General features: G+C 39.9%; 14 protein-coding genes. 8 read left to right on the forward strand and 6 right to left on the reverse strand.

Annotated features, from left to right (window positions below; translation table 11 throughout):
- Positions 1-277: 277 nt before the first annotated feature.
- The 6 genes from ACHJH3_RS08310 (at position 278) to ACHJH3_RS08335 (ending at position 7,350) form a co-directional block, all read left to right on the forward strand.
- Complete coding sequence (locus ACHJH3_RS08310) at positions 278-709, forward strand: hypothetical protein (protein ID WP_407064422.1); 432 nt, start codon at positions 278-280, stop codon at positions 707-709.
- A 184-nt stretch (positions 710-893) separates the two neighbouring features.
- A complete protein-coding gene (locus ACHJH3_RS08315; RefSeq protein WP_407064423.1) occupies positions 894-1,910 on the forward strand; it encodes a bifunctional 3,4-dihydroxy-2-butanone 4-phosphate synthase/GTP cyclohydrolase II in 1,017 nt (338 codons plus the stop codon).
- Positions 1,911-1,939: 29 nt separating this feature from the next.
- Complete coding sequence (locus ACHJH3_RS08320) at positions 1,940-3,187, forward strand: ATP-binding protein (protein WP_407064424.1); 1,248 nt, start codon at positions 1,940-1,942, stop codon at positions 3,185-3,187.
- On the forward strand, positions 3,180-3,908 hold the full coding sequence (locus tag ACHJH3_RS08325; protein ID WP_407064425.1) for a response regulator transcription factor: 729 nt from the start codon (positions 3,180-3,182) through the stop codon (positions 3,906-3,908). Before ACHJH3_RS08320 ends, ACHJH3_RS08325 begins: the two co-directional genes overlap by 8 nt.
- Before the next feature lie 192 nt (positions 3,909-4,100).
- Entirely contained in the window at positions 4,101-4,679 is a 579-nt protein-coding gene (locus ACHJH3_RS08330; RefSeq protein ID WP_172201199.1) for a cytochrome C, read from the forward strand.
- A gap of 112 nt (positions 4,680-4,791) precedes the next feature.
- The gene (locus ACHJH3_RS08335) at positions 4,792-7,350 is read left to right on the forward strand and encodes a molybdopterin-dependent oxidoreductase (RefSeq protein WP_407064426.1); all 2,559 of its coding nucleotides are present in this window, start codon (positions 4,792-4,794) and stop codon (positions 7,348-7,350) included.
- A 74-nt stretch (positions 7,351-7,424) separates the two neighbouring features.
- Here the strand turns inward: ACHJH3_RS08335 and ACHJH3_RS08340 are convergent, their stop codons facing one another.
- Positions 7,425-7,883: a methylated-DNA--[protein]-cysteine S-methyltransferase gene (locus tag ACHJH3_RS08340; RefSeq protein WP_407064427.1), complete on the reverse strand. Its 459-nt coding sequence runs from the start codon at positions 7,881-7,883 to the stop codon at positions 7,425-7,427.
- A 160-nt stretch (positions 7,884-8,043) separates the two neighbouring features.
- On the opposite strand from ACHJH3_RS08340, the gene ACHJH3_RS08345 reads away from it, so the two are divergent.
- On the forward strand, positions 8,044-10,599 hold the full coding sequence (locus tag ACHJH3_RS08345) for a bifunctional aconitate hydratase 2/2-methylisocitrate dehydratase (protein ID WP_407064428.1): 2,556 nt from the start codon (positions 8,044-8,046) through the stop codon (positions 10,597-10,599).
- A gap of 321 nt (positions 10,600-10,920) precedes the next feature.
- On the opposite strand, the gene ACHJH3_RS08350 is transcribed toward ACHJH3_RS08345, so the two are convergent.
- The 3 genes from ACHJH3_RS08350 to ACHJH3_RS08360 form a co-directional block, all read right to left on the reverse strand.
- Positions 10,921-12,462 carry an inorganic phosphate transporter gene (locus ACHJH3_RS08350; protein ID WP_407064429.1) on the reverse strand — a complete coding sequence of 514 codons (1,542 nt, stop codon included), beginning with the start codon at positions 12,460-12,462 and terminating at the stop codon, positions 10,921-10,923.
- A 109-nt stretch (positions 12,463-12,571) separates the two neighbouring features.
- Positions 12,572-13,498: a 4-hydroxythreonine-4-phosphate dehydrogenase gene (pdxA, locus tag ACHJH3_RS08355; RefSeq protein ID WP_407064430.1), complete on the reverse strand. Its 927-nt coding sequence runs from the start codon at positions 13,496-13,498 to the stop codon at positions 12,572-12,574.
- Positions 13,486-14,259 (reverse strand): pyridoxine 5'-phosphate synthase, encoded by a 774-nt coding sequence (locus tag ACHJH3_RS08360; protein WP_407064431.1) that lies wholly within the window; start codon positions 14,257-14,259, stop codon positions 13,486-13,488. The genes pdxA and ACHJH3_RS08360 overlap by 13 nt, the downstream gene beginning before the upstream one ends.
- Before the next feature lie 83 nt (positions 14,260-14,342).
- Here ACHJH3_RS08360 and ACHJH3_RS08365 point away from each other — a divergent pair, with 83 nt between their 5' ends.
- Positions 14,343-14,786 carry a GatB/YqeY domain-containing protein gene (locus tag ACHJH3_RS08365; RefSeq protein ID WP_407064432.1) on the forward strand — a complete coding sequence of 148 codons (444 nt, stop codon included), beginning with the start codon at positions 14,343-14,345 and terminating at the stop codon, positions 14,784-14,786.
- 236 nt (positions 14,787-15,022) lie between these two features.
- Here ACHJH3_RS08365 and ACHJH3_RS08370 read toward each other — a convergent pair whose 3' ends face one another.
- Positions 15,023-16,288, reverse strand: a complete 1,266-nt coding sequence (locus ACHJH3_RS08370) for a methyl-accepting chemotaxis protein (protein WP_407064433.1) — start codon at positions 16,286-16,288, stop codon at positions 15,023-15,025.
- Positions 16,289-16,298: 10 nt separating this feature from the next.
- On the reverse strand, positions 16,299-16,808 hold the full coding sequence (locus tag ACHJH3_RS08375) for a PAS domain-containing protein (protein WP_407064434.1): 510 nt from the start codon (positions 16,806-16,808) through the stop codon (positions 16,299-16,301).
- Between the last annotated feature and the right edge of the window lie 5 nt (positions 16,809-16,813).

Genomic DNA, 16,813 nt, shown 5'->3' on the forward strand with positions numbered 1-16,813 from the left:
AACGTAATAGTAGCCAATAAGACAAATGAAGTAACAGCTGAAGTTGATAGTATGGCTAAAGATATAGCAGATGATGTGAAGAGGAAGAGGTTTTAGTTAATGATCGTATAACCAAACAAAAACGCAAATTCTTTTTATAAAAGAATTTGCTATCTCTTCTTAAAAACCAGATACCGAAATGCAAATAAATTAAATTAATACTGTTTTGTCACAAAGTCACCAAACTAAAAGTCTGTTTTTGCTAATATGTCTTTAAATTTGATTTAAAGGAGACAAAATGCTAAACAAGACTTTGTTAAATTTAGCTTTAGGAAGTGTATTGGCTACTGCTTTATACGCGTCAGGCGACGAGATAAAAGGTCTTAATGTAATGCTTACGGCATCCGATACTCAAACGCAGATGATGGCGATGGTGTTATCCACAAAAACGCTTGAACAAAGAAAGGACGTAAGGATAGTTCTTTGTTCCGAAGCGGGCGATCTCGCACTTAAAGAGAGCAAAAGCGAGCCGCAAAAACCGCTTAATAAATCACCAAAAGATCTTTTGCAGGGAGCGATAAAAAACGGAGCTAGTGTTAAAGTTTGTCCTTTATATCTTCCAAACAAAGGACTTGATAAATCAGCTCTTATAGAGGGCATTGAAGTAGCTTCTCCTGATGAAGTAGCCAAAAGTTTGCTTGATGAGGAATACAAAAATTTAAGCTATTAAATTTACTTTTTTCTTACAAAAATAGGCTTTCAAATAAGCAAAGCCTATTTTAAACCCCCTTTTTTTGTTCATATTTTTATTTTTAGTTTTGAAGCCTCATTTTACTCGCCTTGCCTATATTTTTAATCTTGAATTTTAAACAAAACGGGTATAATTCATATAAATTTAATCATAAAGAGAAAAAATGGATAGAGTAGAGCAGGCGATTGCCGATATAAGAAATGGTAAAATGGTTGTTATGGTCGATGACGAGGATCGCGAAAACGAGGGCGATCTGGTCTTTGCGGGCGCATTTAGCGATACACAAAAAGTAAATTTTGCCATCACTCACGCAAAGGGAGTTTTGTGTCTTGCGATTTCTGAAGATATCGCAAAAAGACTTGAGCTTAATTTGATGGTTGACAAAAACACATCTTGCCACGAGACGGCTTTTACGGTTACCATTGACGCAAAGGCTGCTACAACCGGAGTTAGCGCTTATGAACGAGATATGACGATACGTTTGGCAACCGACCATACTTCTAAGCCCGAAGATTTCGTAAAGCCGGGACATATCTTTCCTCTTATAGCCAAAAAAGGAGGCGTGCTAAGCCGCACGGGTCACACGGAAGGTTCGGTTGATCTTTGTAAATACGCGGGCGTTACGCAATCAGCCGTAATTTGTGAGATCGTAAAAGAAGACGGAAATATGGCAAGAAGAGCCGATCTTGAGGAGTTTTGCAAGAAATTCGGATTTAATATGGTCTCGGTTTCAGAGCTTGTAGAATACAGACTAAAGCATGAGAGTTTAATTCATGTAAAAGAAAAGTCAAAATCTCAAATAGCGGGCTTTGACGCTATAAAATACGAAATAACCGACCATAAGGATCAGGTGCATTTTGCTTTTGTCTTTGGCGAGACAAGCAAGCGCACAAATGTAAAATTTCATAAAACTACAAGCGATATAGAGCTATTAACCTCGGCTAAATTTGAAGAGCTTTTAAAATCCATCAAGTATCTAAGCGAAAATGGCGGTGTTTTGGTGTTTTTGCAAGAGGAAAAGACCTGTGATAGCACTATTAAGGACTTTGGTATCGGAGCTCAAATTTTAAGAAAGCTTGAGATCGAAGAGATCGAGCTTCTAAGCTCAAGCAAAAATAGAGAATTCGTAGCTCTTGGCGGATTTGGACTTGATATAGTTGAGTATAAGGAGCTTAATTAAGCTTAAATTTGCAAAACCAAGGAGGATTTTTGCAAAAAGTTATTTTGGCTCTGCTTTTGATATTTGAACTGCTTTGCATTTGGTTTTATTACGCTAGCGGTGATTTTAAATTCCTTCTTTTGGCGGGCTTTGCGCTTGGAGGATTGTTTATATATCTGCTTGCGGGTAAAAAAACTCAGCATCAAAACGACATAGAGCGAGCTTTTGCAAAAACTCCTAATTTGGGGCTTTTGCTTGTAGATGAAAGCGGAATCGTCAAATTTATCAATAAAAAATTTGAGCAAATTTTCACTCTTGAAAGCAAAAGATACTACGAACAAGAATTTGACACTCTTGTTTTAAACTCAAAACATCTTGAGTGCTTAAAAAATTTTTCAAATTTGAAAAACAATCCCTATGATAATCAAAATTTCATTGTTTCTATTAATAATTTTTTTTACAGATTAAATATCTCAAGCGTGCTTGAGGGTGGAGTCAAATTTGACGGATTTATCATCACCGCAAGCGATGTAACGCACGAAAGAGAGCTTGAGCAAAACGAAGCCGAGCATCATAGAATGCTAATAGCAAATGCAAAGATGGCGGTTGTGGGCGAGATGATAAACTCCATATCTCATCAGCAACGCCAGCCTTTAAGCTCTATCTTGCTATCGCTTGAAAATATTGAAGATTCTTTAAACGAAGATAGATTTGATGAGATCGCAGAGCATCTTAATCGCTGTAAAAAAGGTGTTCGTCTGATGGATGAAACCATAAAAGCTTTTAGAAGTTTTTATAAAAACGATAACAATATAATAAATTTTAATGTAAAAGATGTTATAAACGAGCTTGAATTTATAGTAAAGCCTCAGATGAATACAAACGGAATTTCGTTTGAATTTATATGCGAAGACGGTGAATTTATGGTTTACGCAGCCCCTTCCTACGTGAAGCAAATTTTATTAAGCTTACTTTCAAATTCCAAAGATGAGCTTGCAGAGTTTATGAAGGAAGATGTATATTTTGAGCCTAAAGTTTGGATAAATTTGCAAAGCATGAAAAATGAAATTTGCATAAGCGTAAGCGATAACGGAAGAGGCGTAAAAGAGAGTAAAGAGATGATTTACGAACCGTTTTTTACTACTAAAAAGGACACCGGAACGGGCATGGGGCTTTATGTGGCTAAAATTTTAGCAACCGATAAGCTTGGCGGAAGACTTGCGCTTGAAAGTGCGAAAGAGCCTACTAAATTCGCGCTTTATCTAAAAAAAGAGGCTAAAGAGGCGGACAATGTATAGCAAGATAAAAGAGATATTAAAAGATGTAAATTTGCTTCTTGTTGAGGACGATGATGACCTAAGAGAGGCGATAAAAAGCGCTTTGGCACACTATACAAATGAAATTTACGCTTGCAGGGACGCAAAAGAGGCTTTGGAGTGCTTTGGTTCGCACAATATAAATTTGATAGTTTCTGATATCAATATGCCTAGAATGAGCGGGCTTAAGATGGCTTCGATTATCAGAAAGAGCGACGAGAACGTGCCTATCATATTTTTAACCGCTTATGATAACGATGAAAATATGCTAAGCGCCATTGAAGTTAAGAGCTCGGGCGTGCTTAAAAAGCCGTTTGATAAGCGAGAGCTGGTGATGACGATGAGTTTTGCGGCGAACAAATTTAGAAGTGATTTTGCAAGCGTGGATCTTAAAAACGGCTTTGTGTTTAATGCATTTACAAGAGAGCTTTATAAAGACGGTGAAGTAGTGGCGCTAACAAAAAAGGAGCAAGCGCTGCTTCATCTTTTTCTTAAAAACCAAGCTAGAACCGTTAGCTTTGAGATGATCGAGGCTAACGTATGGCAGGGGGAAAGCTGCACAAGCGACACTATAAGGTCTTTTGTCTATAAGCTTCGCAAAAAGCTCTATCCAGAGCTTATACAAAACGCTCAAGGAAGGGGGTATAAGCTGTGCTTAAATGAGGAGTGTGACAGGACTATAAGCGGGGTAGGGTATGTGTAGGATAAAATACAAGTATATAATCAGCCAAGCAATAGAAAACCGCTAATCTAAAAATTAAGTGTATTAATTAAAATTTTTATAAATATACAAAACTACTTAAATAAATTCATAAAATTTCGTAAATTTCAAAAAATCATATTTAAATCATACTTTTTATCTATAATTTCTCTGCAGCCACGACAAAGGAGAAATATGAAAAAAGTATTATTGTCAGCAACGATAGCCTGTTCGCTGTTTGCATCGGGAGATGTTTATAGCGATGTTGTTAAGCCGCTATTTTTAGATGCGACTTCGGATAAGTCCATAGGTAGACTACTTCCGACTAATGCCGTTAAAATAAGCGAGGAAGGTTCCGATAGAGTAAAGGTAGTAATTCGCGGGTATAAAAATCCTGCCGTAGATAACGTGATTTATTATAGTGATTCACAGCGCGTCATAGCGGCAGCTTTTGCCAAGACGGCAAAGATTGATTATAAGATGATTGAAAAGGGTAAAGACGGCAAATGGGACAAAGTGGAAGTTGTCGCCTACACTCCTAAGGGTGAATTTGTAAATGAAGTTTCTTCTATGTTTGCAAGAGCCGATCAGATGTATAAAGATAACTGCGGTATCTGCCACACTGCTCATGCGACCGACCACTACAAAGCAAACCAATGGCCAAATCTTGTAAAATCAATGCTTAGCAGAACCGCTATAGATAAAAAAGATGAGTGGCTCATCACTCAGTATTTACAAAAACACTCTTCGGATGTGAGCGCAGGAGCGAAGTAAGACGCGAACTGCTTCGCGTCTGTGCCTAAAGCAATAGCCTGAGTATATCGCAAAGCGATACGGAGGCTGGAGACGGATTAAGGATACAAAGATATTTTTATAAGGAGAAAAGATGAATAGACAAAGACGAGATGTTTTAAAATTCGGCGCGCTTTTAGCAGGAGCTCCGCTAATTTCAAAGGTTGCAGCTACGAATTTGCTTGCAGATGAGTTAAATTCCGGCCTTGTCAAAAATGGCACGGTAAATACCGCAGCTCACTGGGGTATGCTAAAAGTAGAGGTTAAAGACGGAAAGATCGTCGGCTCAAACCATATCCAAAAAACAAGCGATATACCAAATCCGCTTCAAAATTTTACCGCCGATATGGTATATAAAAGTCGCATAAGATATCCGATGGTACGCAAAAGCTATCTGATGGATCCAAACAATCCAAAACCGGAACTTAGAGGTAAAGACGAGTGGGTTAGGGTAAGATATGAAGACGCTATCAAGCTTGTAGCCAGAGAGCTTAAAAAGACGAGAAAAGAAAAAGGAATTCAAAGCGTATTTGCAGGAAGCTACGGTTGGAAATCAAGCGGAAACGTGCATAATTCCAGAATTTTACTTCATAGATTTATGAATTTAAGCGGCGGATTTGTAGGACACCTTGGCGATTACTCCACAGGAGCAAGCCAAGTCATCATGCCTCACGTTATGGGAAGTATTGAGGTTTATGAGCAGCAAACCAGCTGGCCGCTTATACTTGAGCACTCAAAAGTAGTAGTTATCTGGGGAGCAAATCCTATATCCACACTTCGCATAGCTTGGACTTCGACAGACGAGCAAGGCTTTAAATACTTTGAAGAGCTTAAAAAATCGGGCAAAAAAGTGATCATCATCGATCCTATCAAGAGCGAAACAGCTCAATACTTCGACAAAGCTCAGTGGGTAACTCCTCTGCCAAATACCGATACAGCTATGATGCTTGGTATGATGCACTACCTATATACAAGTGACAAATACGACAAAGAGTTTATCTCAACTTACACAGTGGGCTTTGATAAATTCCTTCCTTACCTGCTTGGCAAGACAGACGGCGTGGCAAAAGACCTAGAGTGGGCGAGTAAAATTTGCGGACTTAAAGCTTCGCTTATAAAAGAGCTTGCAGATACCTTTATGGATAACCGCACTATGCTAATGAGCGGTTGGGGTATGCAAAGAGCTCACCACGGCGAGCAACCTCACTGGGCTATGGTAACTCTAGCTGCTATGCTTGGACAAATCGGACTTCCTGGCGGCGGCTTTGGCTTAAGCTATCACTACTCAAACGGCGGCGCTCCTACCTGCAAAGGCGGAGTAATCGGCGGTATGAATAGCGCAAGTTTAGGATTTTTCAATGAAGAGGGTGAATTTATCGGTACAAACACGGGAAGCTTTGATAAAAATGGTCGCTTTATAGCTAAACCTGTAGCGGCAAGCGGCACTGGTCAAAGTTGGCTTTCAAAAGCAACCGAGTATGTATTCCCATTAGCTAGGATAGCCGATGCATTGCTAAATCCGGGTAAAGTTATAGATCACAACGGCAAGAAGATAACATATCCTGATATAGACTTTATCTACTGGGTCGGCGGCAATCCATTCTGCCACCATCAAGATACAAACACTCTTGTAAAAGCTTGGCAAAAACCTCGCACCATCGTCGTAAATGAGCCTTACTGGACACCGACAGCAAAGATGGCTGATATCGTGTTCCCAACCACAACGGCTTATGAGAGAAACGACATCACGATGACGGGTGATTACTCAAATATGAACATCGTCCCTATGAAACAAGTCGTTGAAAAATTTGAAGAGTCAAGAGACGACTATCAAATTTTTAGCGATCTTTGCAAGGCTTACGCTAAAAATCTAGTCGTAGCATATACCGATAACGGCAAAGACGAATTTGACTGGATCAAAGAGTACTATGACGCAGCTTATAATCAAGTAATCTCAGTGCCTGATCTGGTAACCGATATGAAACCGTTTAATGAATTCTGGGCCGCAAATGAGCCTGTGACATTTGCTTCTACTCCGGAGAGTGATCAATGGATAAGACACGGCGAATTTAGAGAAGATCCTATCCTAAATGCACTGGGAACACCGTCAGGTCTTATAGAAATTTACTCAGAAACTATCGAAAAGATGGGATATGACGACTGCAAGGCTCACCCTATGTGGTTTGAGCCTATCGAGTGGCTGGGTATGAAAGATAAACCTGCTAAATTCCATATGATAAGCGCTCACCCTGCAGATAGACTTCACTCTCAGCTAAGCAATACGAGCATCCGCGACAATTACGCAGTGGCAAATCGTGAACCGATCTGGATAAACGAAAAAGACGCTAAAGAGCTTGGCATAAAAGACGGTGATTTGGTAAGAGTGTTTAACGCCAGAGGAGAGGCGTTAGCCGGTGCGGTCGTAACTAAAAACATATCAAGAAACGTTGTAAGGCTTTGCGAGGGCGCTTGGTATGATCCTGATATGAACGGACTTTGCAAAAACGGCTCTGCAAACGCACTAACCATAGATATACCGACCAGCAAGCTTGCAAACGGCAATATAGCTCATACGGCTCTGGTAAATATCGAGAAATTTACCGGCGTTGCTCCTAAACTAACTGCATTTAGCGATCCGAAATTCGCTATGTGATATCCAAATTCTACCGCTTTATTCGGCGGTAGAATTTATCTTTTTAAAATTTAGTTATTCATAGTTGTCAAAATTTACAAATTCTCTTTTTCCAAATTCAGTAAAAACTCCTTTGTTTTTAACCCTTCTCCGCCCGAATATCCACCAAGTGAATTGCCGGCTACCACTCGGTGGCATGGGATGATGATGGGGATTTTATTTTTGCCGTTTGCAGAGCCGACCGCACGGCAAGCCTTTGGGTTGTCTATGTTTTTAGCTAGCTGGGCGTAGGTCACTCTCTTTCCGTAAGGAATTTTAAGCAGCGCTTCATATACGCTTTTTTGAAAAGGAGTGCCTGAAATTTGAAATTTGCATTTAAACTCGCGTAAATTTCCTTTAAAATACTCATCAAGCTCTTTTAAACAAAGCTTTAAATTTTCATCTTTAACCTCTGTTTTTACAAATTTATCCACGAAATTTAGCTCGCAAATTCCGTTTTCGTCTGCGCAAATTTCTAAGATGCCTATTGGGGATTTTAAGTAGGCTTTTTGCAAATTTACTCCTTTTGTTTTGATGCCTTTAAATTTAGCAAATTTTAGTTTAGTTTCTTATGCGTTTTTGGATAAAATAAAGTTAAATAGTTAATGTATCAGGCAATATGTTAAGCATAATTTAGCAAATTTAAACCAAGAAAATAAAGATAAAGGATAAGTGATGGATTTTTTTAAAGAATATGAAAAACACGTTGATGAAAGGGCATCGCTCGGTATTCCGCCGCTTGCCTTGAGTGCCGAGCAGACGAAGCAAGTTTGCGAGCTTTTAAAAGATGGCGATAAAAGGCAAGCCGAGCTTATAAATTTGCTTGCCACTAGGGTAAACCCGGGCGTTGATGACGCAGCTAAGATAAAGGCTGAATTTTTAAACGAGATTATAAATCACGATGTAAAGATCGCTGGCATTGATAAGCTAAGCGCGGTAAGCATGCTAAAGCCTATGCTTGGGGGATATAGCGTGATCGTGCTTATAGCCTCGCTTCAAAACAGCGATAAATCCGTAGCGAAAGCCGCCTGTGAAGTGCTTAAAGAGACGATTTTCGTGCATGATTATTTTAACGATGTGCTAAATTTAAGCAAGAGTAACGAATTTGCGCTTGAGGTTATCAACTCTTGGGCGCATGCGGAGTGGTTTTTGTCTCGCAAGCCGCTTGATGAGGTGATAAAGGCGGTTGTATTTAAGGTGCCTGGAGAGACGAACACTGATGATCTAAGCCCTGCAAGTGAGGCGTTTACTCGCTCTGATATCCCGCTTCATGCTAATGCTATGCTGATACGCCGACAGCCCGGAAGCCTTGAGAAGATAGCTGAGCTTAAAAAAAGCGGCCGCGAAGTGGTTTATGTGGGTGATGTCGTGGGTACCGGCTCAAGTAGAAAGAGTGGCATAAACTCTATCCAGTGGCATTTAGGGCGAGATATTGACGGCGTGCCAAATAAAAAAACAGGCGGCATAGTTATCGGCACGACTATCGCTCCGATATTTTTTAACACCGCAGAAGATAGCGGTGCACTACCTATAATCGCTGACGTAAGTTCGCTTGAGATGGGCGATGAGATAGAAATTTACCCTTATAAAGGTGAGATAGTGCGCGCGGGTAAGGTCGTAAGTCGCTTTACGCTTATGCCAAATACCCTACTTGATGAAATTCGAGCAGGTGGGCGCATACCGCTTATCATCGGTCGTGGGCTCTGTATGAAGGCTAGAGCGGCACTAAATTTAGGTGCTGAGGATATATTTACTAAGCCTACACAGCCTAAGGATGAGGGCGAAATTGGCTTTACTCTAGCTCAAAAGATAGCAGGAAAGGCGTGCGGCATGCAAGGCGTGAGGCCAAATTCTTACGTCGAGCCTTTGACTTTGACCGTAGGCAGTCAAGACACCACGGGGCCTATGACAAGAGATGAGATAAAAGAGCTTGCAAGCCTTGGATTCTCGGCTGATTTTGTGCTTCAGAGCTTTTGTCATACGGCTGCTTATCCTAAGCCAAGCGATGCGATCACGCATAAGACTCTGCCGAAATTTATGAACTCTCGCGGCGGAGTTAGTCTAAAGCCAGGAGACGGCGTCATACACTCGTGGCTAAATCGTATGGTGCTTCCAGATACTCTTGGAACGGGCGGCGATAGCCATACGCGCTTTCCTATCGGCATAAGCTTTCCTGCAGGAAGCGGTCTTGTGGCGTTTGCGGCGGTGCTTGGCGTAATGCCTTTAAACATGCCTGAATCCGTTTTAGTACGCTTTAAAGGCAAGCTTCAAAGAGGCATCACGCTCAGAGATCTTGTAAATGCGATACCTTATTATGCTATTAAGCAAGGACTACTAACCGTAGAAAAGAAAAATAAAAGAAACATCTTTGCGGGCAAAATTTTAGAGATCGAAGGGCTTGAGAGTCTAAAGGTAGAGCAGGCTTTTGAGCTAAGCGACGCTTCAGCCGAACGCTCCGCAGCTGCCTGTGTGGTGGCTCTTGATAAAGCGCCTGTGATAGAGTATATAAGATCAAACATAACTCTCATCGAAGCGATGATAAAAGCAGGGTATGAAAGCAGGGCGACTCTTGAGCGAAGAGCTAACAAGATGCGCGAGTGGCTGGCAAATCCAACCCTCCTAAAAGCCGATAAGAACGCCAAGTATGCCGAGGTGATAGAGATAAATTTAGACGAGATAACCGAGCCGATACTTGCTTGTCCGAACGATCCTGATGACGTGGCGACTCTTAGTGAAATTTTAGCCGATGAAAGACGTGCCAAGAATATCGATGAGGTCTTTGTGGGAAGCTGTATGACAAATATCGGACACTACCGCGCTTTAGCCGAAGTGCTAAGAGGCGAGGGCGAGATACCTACGCGCCTTTGGGTTGTGCCGCCTACGAAGATGGATAAGGATAAGCTTGAACGTGAGGGGTATTATGACGTGTTTAGAAGTGTAAAAGCGCGTATAGAGGTGCCTGGCTGCTCGCTTTGTATGGGAAATCAAGCGCGAGTTGAAGATAATGCCGTGGTCTTTTCAACCTCGACTAGAAATTTTGACAACCGAATGGGGCTTGGCGCAAAGGTTTATCTTGGAAGCGCGGAACTTGCCGCGGTTTGCGCTCTGCTTGGAAGGCTTCCTGGCGTGGAAGAGTATATGAGGATAGTTCCTCATAAAATCGCAGGCAAAGAGGATGAAATTTACAGATATCTAAATTTTAATGAGATAGAGAATTTTAAGATAGATTAAATTCCGATTTAAGCGGGTGAATTTGCGAATTTGCCCGCTTAAAGATAAAGGAGTTGCTATGAATAAAGAAACTTATCTTGTAGTAAAGATAGAAAAACTAACAAAACTTTGGCAAATAGTATATATGCAACCGTCGGACATCAAGGAATTGCAGAGGAAAGTCATATAAGAGCGAGTGGTAACTCAAGAGGATATATATGCAATCAAATTCGATTGCGTTTAGAAGATTGTGATAAAGAACTAATAAAAGAATTCTTTAGAAAAGACAATAAATAAAATTTGAGGCTTCTTTTGCCTCAAATTTGTAGTATTAAATGAATTTTATAGCCCAAGCAGGCTTTTAAGCACCATATAAATTATCGCTGCCGATCCGCCTGCTATCGGCAAGGTTATAACCCAAGCAAGCACGATAGGCTTAACCATGGCCCAATTTGCATCACGGTTTAGTATGCCTATGCCAAGAACAGCTCCTATAAGGATGTGGGTTGATGATACGGGGATACCAAGCTTGGTAGCTAGCAGGATAACCGTACTTGCGGCAAGCTCCGCGCTAAAGCCCGTAGTAGGTAGAATTTCGGCAAGCTTTGAGCCGATAGTCGTGATAACCTCTTTGCCTAAGAACCAAAGTCCGACCACAAGTGAAATTCCAAAAGTGATCATAGCTATGCTAGGTATCGGAGCCGTGGCGTTGATGTTGCCTGTTTTTAGGACGTCAAGTATGGCGGCGAAAGGTCCTACGGCGTTTGCTATGTCGTTTGCGCCGTGCGAGAATGCAAAAGATGAAGCCGTAAAGATCTGAAACCATGAAAATATGCGATTTGTGCTCTTTTCTGCGTCGTTTTTGCTCATGACGTTTATCATCGCAAGCGTTGCAAGGTATGTTACTATACCGATAACGCAGATGATCCAGACCGTGCCTATAAAACCAATGCCTAAATTTAGGTGCTTAAGTCCTTTAAATAGCATCATGGACGATATGATGATAGCACCAAAGCCAGCAACTATAGGGATATGCTTTCTCATTGCGCGGCTTGTGTCTATGCTCTTTTCACGCTCTTTCATGGATTTTATCATCGTTTTGTATTCGCTCTTTTCGCTACCTTCTTCGTCCTCATCAACTATGGCGATCTTGCTTAAAATTTTGATCTGCTCTTCAACCGGCTTTGTTTTAAGCTCGCGTAAGTATAGCTCTTTATATGCTTTGCGTTCTCTTTTTAGCATTTTTAGCTCAAGGTTATATTTTCTAGTAGGTGTTAAAATTCTGGTTTTTATGTAGCCGTAGATGATGTATGAGAGAATTCCTCCAAGCAGAGGCGATATGACCCAGCTTATGGCGATCTTGCCGATACCCGCCCAAGAGACCATATTTATAGCGTTTTTTGCGTCCATCGTAGTAAAGCCCATTATAAGTCCAGCACCCACGATACCGCCTACTATCGAGTGAGTGGTAGAGATCGGCAAGCCCTTTTTAGAGGCGATAAAGAGCCAAAGTCCTGAACTTAGAAGCGCTGACATCATGATGATGACAAAGAGCATAGGATCCATTCCCGCTTCAGGAAATTTGATAATGCCTTCTCTTATAGTCTTAGTAACCTCTCCGCCTGCAAATATAGCCCCGCTTAACTCAAAAATAGCGGCGATGACAAGGGCTTGCTTGATAGTTACGGTTTTGGCTCCAACGCTTGTGCCAAAGGAGTTGGCTACGTCGTTTCCACCGATATTAAACGCCATAAAGATACCAAATATGCTGGCAACCAAAAATAACAAGAAGTGGTGAGAAGGGATATACTGATAACCCCAGATAAAAAAGCCTATAGAGGCTATCATAAACATACAAAATGCAAAGAGGTTGTCGCGAGCCAAAAATGCCTCCAATGAGTAGTTTTGTTTAAAATTATTATAGCTACAAATTTTTTAAACTAGCTAAATTTGGCTAGTCGTATTTGAAATTCATTAAAATAATTTGCTGTTTTTATAGATTTCTCTCTTCGCAAAGTTTAACGGCAAATTTAACAGCTTCGATATAACTTGAAGTGGCAGCTATGCCTTTGTATGCGATATCAAATGCCGTTCCGTGGTCTACGCTTGTGCGAATTATCGGCAGATTTAAACTTGCATTTATGCTTTTATCAAAATAAAGTGCCTTAAGCGGAGCAAGTCCTTGATCGTGATATATGGCAATCAGTCTGTTTAAATTTTTAAGCGAGCGAGGATTAAAGGCCGCGTCAGGCACCAAAGGTCCTGTAAAGATCTCTTTTTTAAGTTCTTTATTTGCCAAATTTATAGCCTTTTTGATACGTCTTTCTTCGCTTCCTCCAAGAACGCCGTTATCGCTTGCGTGCGGATTTAATCCCAAAACTCCGATACGCTCAAATTTCGTATTTTCATAAAAATTTATAAGAAATTTATGGATTTTTTTAGTTTTTATCTCTTTAAAAACAGCTTTTAACGCGATATGATCGGTGTAAAGCCCTACAAAAAGCTCCTCGCATCCCATCATCATGATAGCGTCTTGTTTGAATTTATGCTTAAGGTAGTCCGTGTGTCCTACGAATTTTATCCCGGCTTTACTCCACGCTTCTTTGCTGATAGGCATAGTTACGACGGCTTGCACATCTTTTGATAGAGCTAAATTTATAGCCGTATCAAACGAATCAAAAGAAAATTTTCCGCTCTTTTTGCTTATCTTGCCGGGCTTTATCTTAAAATTTTCTCCGCATTCATAAATTTTAAAATTTGCAGGCTTGCTTACTTCTAAAATTTTAAGAGCGCTAGTTAGCAAATCTTCGTTTATGCAGTAAATCGGCTCTACAAATTTGCAAATTTCTTCATGCGCTTTTAGAGCGATTTCTATGCCCACTCCGTTTATATCGCCAAGGCTAACTGCTATCTTATACACGCTATCATCTCTTTTATAGCTGTTTCAAGCCCTACAAATACGCTTCTTGCGATGATACTTTGCCCGATGTTTAGCTCGGAAATTTCCGGTATTTCAGCTATAAATTTTACGTTTTGATAGTTTAGCCCGTGACCTGCTGCGACCTTTAGCCCGAGATATTTCGCCTCTTTTGCGCTTTGCTTGATCCTTGAAAGCTCAAATTCCAAAATTTCTCTTAGCTCTTTTTTGCTCTTTTGAAGCTCTTTTATAGAGTCTTTGCTGTGGGATAAATTTGAATTAAGCATTAAAAAGGTATTTGCATAAGCTCCCGTGTGCAGCTCGATCCACTGTGCGCCAAGCTCATGAGACAGCATGATATCTTCTTGGCTGGGATCGATAAAAAGCGAAACTTCGATATCGTTTTCGTTTAGAGTTTTGATAACTTCTTGTAAATTTGGACTTTGTAAATTTAGCCCGCCTTCGGTTGTTAGCTCTTGCCTTTTTTCAGGTACCAAAGTAGCTCTTGCAGGCTTTAGTTTGATAACTAGTTCGATAATGCTTTTATCTATTGAACACTCTAAATTTACAGGAATTTTGGAGTGAGTTATGATGTTTTGCGCGTCAGTTTCGTTTATATGTCTGCGATCTTCTCTAAGATGTATTGTTATCTGATCCGCTCCTGCCATGCAGGCGCTAAAGCAAGCCTGAAGGATGTCTGGGTCGTTTACGCGACGAGCCTCTCTTAAAACCGCGATATGATCTATGTTTACGCCAAGTAGCATGTCTATCCTTTTTGATTGATTATATTAAATTTTGCTTTAAATTTACAATTGTTATAATTCAAAATCAAATTTAAAGGATAAAAATGACGATCAGAGAGCAAATTTTAGAAGATATAAAAACTGCAATGAAGCAAAAGGATAATTTTAGAAGAGATACGCTAAGACTTTTAAATTCGGCTATAAAACAGGTTGAAGTGGATACAAGAGTCGAGATGACAGATGAAAGAGTGCTTGAAATTTTGCAAACTCAAGTAAAAAGAAGGGTTGATTCTATAGAGCAATACACAAAATGTGGCCGTGAGGATCTAGCTAGGGCGGAAGAAGACGAGATGAAGATCATTAGCGAGTATCTGCCAAAGCAACTGGATGACACAGAGCTAGAAACCAAAATAAAATATATCATCGCCGAGATTGGCGCGTCAAGCGTAAAAGACATAGGAAATGTATCAAAGATAGCAAGAGAAAGACTGGGTGCAACTTGTGATGCTAAGAGAATAGGGGAGTGTGCTAAAAAACTTCTTATGTAAGACTTAAAAGGCTATTTGCCTTTTAAATTTGTAGCGTGTGTATTATGCTTAAAATAAAAGAATTTTAGTGAATTGTCTTTATCTTGCCTTCAAAATTTGAAATTAATCTTAAAGACAAGATAAAGATGTTTGATTTGAAATTAGCTCTTAAAACGCAAACGCTTGTTTGCAAAGTTTTGTATTTTAATTCGTAATTTAATTTGAATTTCGCAATCGCAAATTTTGCTTTTATTTTTTTATTTTTTACTTTCCTCGATGACCGCGTCTATAATCTTAAATATGTCACTGCTCGTATCTTTTAGCTTTTTAAATCTGCTTACGAATTTTTCAATATCATCCATTGTGTAGCCGTCTTTTGACTCTTCTAAATTTTTAAGCATCAGTTCATCAAGCTGCTTAGCGGGCTCTTTAATCCTGTCAAAGCTCTTGGTTGAACCAAAATATTTCTTGTAGTCATTTTCATACCAATTATGCATATTTTCGAATTGTTTTTGCATAGCTTCGTCAAATCCGCGTTCGTTTATAACGTTATTATAGGCGGTTTGTTTGTAGATTACTTGGATGATTTTGCCCATGATTCCTATTGATTTATTTTCAACGTGTTTTGAAATTTGAGCCGTTTTTGTAGCCCCCTCACTAAATACGTTGATCGCCTCTCTGAAATTCGCAACGCTTACATTAGCCACTTGGGCTATTTGTGTTATTTTGTTTGAATTTTCGTTTAAATCGTTTGTTTGCTGCTGCAAGGTTTGGATATTTATGCCGATCTCGCTTGTTGCTTTTTGTGTGTTTTCGGCTAGTTTTCTAACCTCATCTGCCACAACGGCAAATCCGCGCCCATGCTCTCCTGCGCGTGCCGCTTCGATAGCCGCATTAAGAGCTAGCAAATTTGTTTGCTCTGCGATATCTTTTATTAAATTTACGACAGAGCTAATCTCGGCTGTTCTGTTAGCCAAATTTCTAATCGCCTCGCTTGAATCGGTAATTAAATTTTCAAGATCGTTCATATTTGAGCTTAATTCATTTACCGCGATTATACCTTCGCTTGCTTTGCTTGAAGTGTCTTGCGCCACGCTTGAAATTTCACTTAGGTCTTTTATGCTTTGATCAAGATCTTTTTTTGCGTCAGCTATGCCAGTATTGCCGTTGCCAAGCTCGCTAAATTTCTCAGAAAGAATTCCTCTTGTTTTGCCTTTTTGACCTGCTTTTATACCCTCTACGCCTTCGCTCATAGACTGGGCATTTATCTTAAAAAGACCTCTAAAACCATCTGTAAAAATATTTCTATATGCGATCCCGCTTTCGGCTGATTTTACGCAAGTGCCCATCTCTCTTTGCAAAGCCTCTATCTGATCAAGCAGGTCGTTTATGCCAAGAGCTATTTGACCTAACGGTTCGTTTGGATTTATATTTAATATTCTTGGTTCTAAAATCCCGTTTCTTGCCTGAGAAATTACATCTAAAATTTCATCGTAATTTACTTTATTTTTATTAAAAAACATAATTTTCCTCTTATAATCTTTGCAGATTATTCATAAATTCATCATAAGTTGTATTTTTCTCTTTCAAAATTCGCTCAAAGAGTTTTAGCGAAGCGTCCATTCCGCCGCTTTTTTCTGCATTAAGCAAGTCTTTATAAAGAGGTATAATGATCTCAAGCGCCTTTGGATTTGGTTTTCTGCGCACCGAGTAAAAACCTATGATGTTGCCTCTTTCGTCAATCGAAGCTGTAACATTTGCAAATACCCAGTAAAACGATCCGTCAAAGCTTCTATTTTTGACATATGCAAAAATTTCTTTTTTATTTTTTATATATTCCCATAGAAATTTAAATATGACTCTTGGCATATCAGGATGTCTTACGATGTTGTGGGGCTTACCTATAAGCTCTGAGCTTTTTGCGCCGACAATCTCTGCAAAAGGCATATTACAATATGTAATCTTGCCTTTTGTGTCGGTTTTTGATACCAAAAAAGCGTCGCTACTTACTTGGCGCTCTTTTGAATTTGTAACTGAATTCATCTTTT

Origin of the sequence: Campylobacter canis (genome assembly GCF_045504005.1) — a bacterium.
Taxonomy (GTDB): Bacteria; Campylobacterota; Campylobacteria; order Campylobacterales; family Campylobacteraceae; genus Campylobacter_A; species Campylobacter_A canis.